Source organism: Actinomycetota bacterium, assembly GCA_005774595.1.
Lineage (GTDB): Bacteria > Actinomycetota > Coriobacteriia > Anaerosomatales > D1FN1-002 > D1FN1-002.
On sequence record VAUM01000217.1, the window covers coordinates 1 to 3,371 of the forward strand.

The window sequence follows — 3,371 nt, forward strand, 5'->3', positions numbered from 1 at the left end:
CGGGCTGATCGACCAGGCGGCGCTCGCCGAGCTGTACGTCGAAGAGACGGCGGTCGCGGGCTTCACGGACCGGCCGGTGACCGTCGGCCAGCTCGCGGCTGCGCTCGACGGCGAGGTGCTCGCGGGCGACGCCGCGTGCGTGCTCGAGGGCAACGTGCTCATCGGCGCGATGGAGCCGGGCACGATGCTCGCGCACATCCGCGCAGGTGACACGCTCGTCGTGGGCGACCGCGTGCGCACGCAGCCGATGGCGCTCGACGCCGGGGTGGCGTGCCTCGTGGTGACCGGCGGCTTCCGTCCCGGCGCCGAGGTGCTCGAGCGTGCCGCCACCACGGGCGCGGCGGTCGTGTCGACCGCGCACAACACCTTCGCTGCGGCGCGCCGCATCAACCTCTCGCGCACGGTCGCCCAGGTCATGGACCGAGGCGTGCTCACCGTCGAGCCCGACGCGCTGCTCGCGGAGGCGGCGGAAGACCTGCTGGCGAGCCCGCGCAGGGAGGCGGTCGTGGTCGACGGAGAGGGACGCGTGCAGGGCATGCTCACGCGCACGAACGTCGCGCGCGGCCTGCGGCGGCGCGTGGTGCTCGTGGATCACAACGAGCTGTCGCAATCGGCGCCGGGCCTCGACGAGGCGAAGGTGGTCGAGATCGTCGACCACCACCGCGTGGGGGACGTGCAGACCGCATCGCCGATCCTGTTCCTGAACATGCCGGTGGGTTCCACGGCGACCATCGTGGCGACCCGCTACCGCGAGCTCGGCGTCGATCCGTCCGCCGCGATGGCCGGGGTCATGCTCTCGGCGGTGCTCACGGACACGGTGCTGCTCAAGTCGCCGACGACCACGGAGACCGACTCCGAGATCGCGTCGTGGCTCGCCGGGATCGCCGGGGTCGACGCACTCGCGTTCGGGATGGAGATGTTCCGAGCGCGTTCCGCCGCCGAGACGTTCTCCGCCGAGCGCGCCGTGACCGCGGACCTCAAGGAGTACCGCGTGCGCGACGAGCACGTCGCCGTGGCGCAGGTCGAGACGGTCGACGCGGCGGCGCTCATCGCGGAGCACAGGGACGCGCTCGTTGCGGAGATGGAGCGCATGCGCTCCGCGCGCGGCTGCACGCTGCTGCTGCTGATGGTCACCGACGTGGTGCGTGAGGGGACCGAGGTCCTCGCCGTGGGCCGGACGCGACTCGCCGAGCGCGCGCTCGAGGCGGACCTCTCCGGCGGCTCGGCATGGCTGCCCGGCGTGCTGTCGCGCAAGAAGCAGGTCGCGGCGAAGCTGCTCGACGCCGCGGGGTAGGGCGGCCGCGCCCGTCAGGTCATGACGCGGAGCGCTCTCACGGACGGGGCGTCGCGCAGGGCGGCGATCCCCTTCTCGTGACGCTCCCACCGGCCGACGACGCGCCACGTGGCGACCACCTCGTCGCGCGACCACGCGAGCCCCATCAGCGTCGTCCGCAGGCCCGCCTCGGCGAGGCACCGTCTCGCTGCGGCCTCGTCCCATTCAGCTCCGGCGAAGGTCACCTCGTAGACCCTCGCGTCCTGCTGTGCCGAGCGCAGGTCGACGAGGCGCAGCACCTCGAGCACGACGAGCGCGAGCGCGGTGCCGAAAGCCGTGAGGACGAAGGCGCCCGCCGCGGCGGCCGCGCCGAGGGCCGCGGCGGTCCAGACCGTGGCCGCGGTCGTCAAGCCGGTCACCTCCCCGCGCTCGCGCAGGATCGCTCCGGCGCCGAGGAAGCCCACGCCGGTCGCGATGCCCGCCGCCATGCGCACGATCTCGGCCGGCGCGACGAGCGCGGCGGTGATCACGAGAAGCGCGCTGCCGATCGAGACGAGCGCGAGCGTGCGTAGGCCGGCCGCCTTCTCGTGCTGCTCGCGTTCGAGGCCGACGACGAGCCCGGCAGCGGCGGCGGCGCCGAGGCGCAGCAGGATGTCCGCGATGCTCAGGTGGTCCATGCGATGCGCTCCCGTCTGCGAAGGGTGTGGTCCCCTGCGGATTATCCCACGGTCAGCCCGGCCGAACGCGGGTGCGCCGCCGTGCGCCTCACCGAGCCGCCCGCGATCTGTTTGCGCCGGCTTAACACCGCGTTTGCGGGCGTGCAACCACCCGCCGCGCGGCGGACCGTAGGCTGGTCGAACCATGCGCGCCCTGAAGACGACCATACGAGCCGGAGGCCGGGCCGAGGGCGCCACGCCCCGGGACGTGATGGCGCGGCTGCAGGACGCCGTGATCGCCGTTCTGGTCGAGGTGCTCGCCGTGGCGCTGCTCGTCGCCCTCGTCTGGGCCGTCTGGGGCGTGGTCGGCGACGTCGTCAGCGCGATCACCGGGCGTGCGGCCGACGGTTTCAAGGCGCTGTCCGTCGAGGTGCTGGCGGTGCTCATCTTCATCGAGCTGTTCCACTCCCTCACGGGCTACATGCGCTCGAAGCGCATCCGGATCACGCACCTGGTCGACGCGTCGCTCGCGTTCGTCCTGCGCGAGGTCTGGCTCGCGATGTACGCCGGCGACGTGACGTGGCAGCGCATGCTCGCGCTCGCGGGCATGGTCCTCGCGCTCGGCGGCGTCCGCACCCTCGCGGTCGTGTTCTCGCCGGCGGAGCGCGCGGCGGCCGAGGGGGAGGCGGAGGCGTGATGGGCCAACTCCACTCGATAGCCGTCGCGGTCATTCGGCAACTCGAGGCCCGCTACGTCGACGACCCGATGGGACTCATCCGCGCGAAGGGTGAGCTGGCCTCCCGGACGGGCTTCCTCGTGGCGCTCGTCGGCGCCGCCGACGCTGACGACCCCGACCGGATCACACGCCTGAAGGAAGCGGCGGCCGAACTCGGCATCGCCGTGTGAGACAAGGAGAAGCCGACATGCACCTCAGCGTTCGGGCGCGCATAGCGCTCGTCATCTCGATGATGCTCGTGGTCAACGTAGCGATCGCGTCCGTGGCGCGGATCGCGGAGTCGCGGGCCGCGGCATCCGAGGCGGATGCGCTTCGCGCCCGCGCTCGCAGCAGTGCGGCGCTCTCGGCGTCCAAGGACGTCACCGCGTTCCTCGGCGATGCCACCGGGATGGGATTCGCAGTGCGCGAGGGCCGGGCGCCGGAGGAGGTGTCCGGCACCTACGGCGCCTTGCGAGGATCCGACCGGCTGGTCGACACGTCCCTGTCACGGCTCGAGGCCACACTTCCCGAGACCCGGGCAGCGGAGCTGAGGGGCCAGTGGGCGGCGCTGAGGCTGACCGTGTTCGGATGGGTGAACGCGGAGGCTGCCGCGGGCGGCTCGAGCACCAGGCTGGCTCTCGCTCGCGATGGCGGCGTGCAGGCGAGCGTCACCACGACCCTCGGGCTTCCGCCGGACCTGGCGGCGCTCGGCGACTCGGCGCTCAGG

The 3,371-nt window shown here is 72.9% G+C and carries 4 protein-coding genes; 3 read left to right on the top strand and 1 reads right to left on the bottom strand.

Features of this window, described 5'->3' with window-relative positions:
• The coding region (locus FDZ70_08120) for a putative manganese-dependent inorganic diphosphatase (protein ID TLM72830.1) at nucleotides 1-1,294 on the top strand (1,294 nt) is incomplete at its 5' end.
• Between the two features lie 14 nt (nucleotides 1,295-1,308).
• Here FDZ70_08120 and FDZ70_08125 read toward each other — a convergent pair.
• A complete protein-coding gene (locus FDZ70_08125) occupies nucleotides 1,309-2,157 on the bottom strand; it encodes a hypothetical protein (GenBank protein ID TLM72831.1) in 849 nt (282 codons plus the stop codon).
• Between the two features lie 43 nt (nucleotides 2,158-2,200).
• Here FDZ70_08125 and FDZ70_08130 point away from each other — a divergent pair, with 43 nt between their 5' ends.
• Nucleotides 2,201-2,626 carry a hypothetical protein gene (locus tag FDZ70_08130; GenBank protein ID TLM72832.1) on the top strand — a complete coding sequence of 142 codons (426 nt, stop codon included), beginning with the start codon at nucleotides 2,201-2,203 and terminating at the stop codon, nucleotides 2,624-2,626.
• A gap of 226 nt (nucleotides 2,627-2,852) precedes the next feature.
• Nucleotides 2,853-3,371, top strand: a 519-nt coding sequence (locus tag FDZ70_08135; protein TLM72833.1) for a hypothetical protein, incomplete at its 3' end; no start/stop codon positions are given.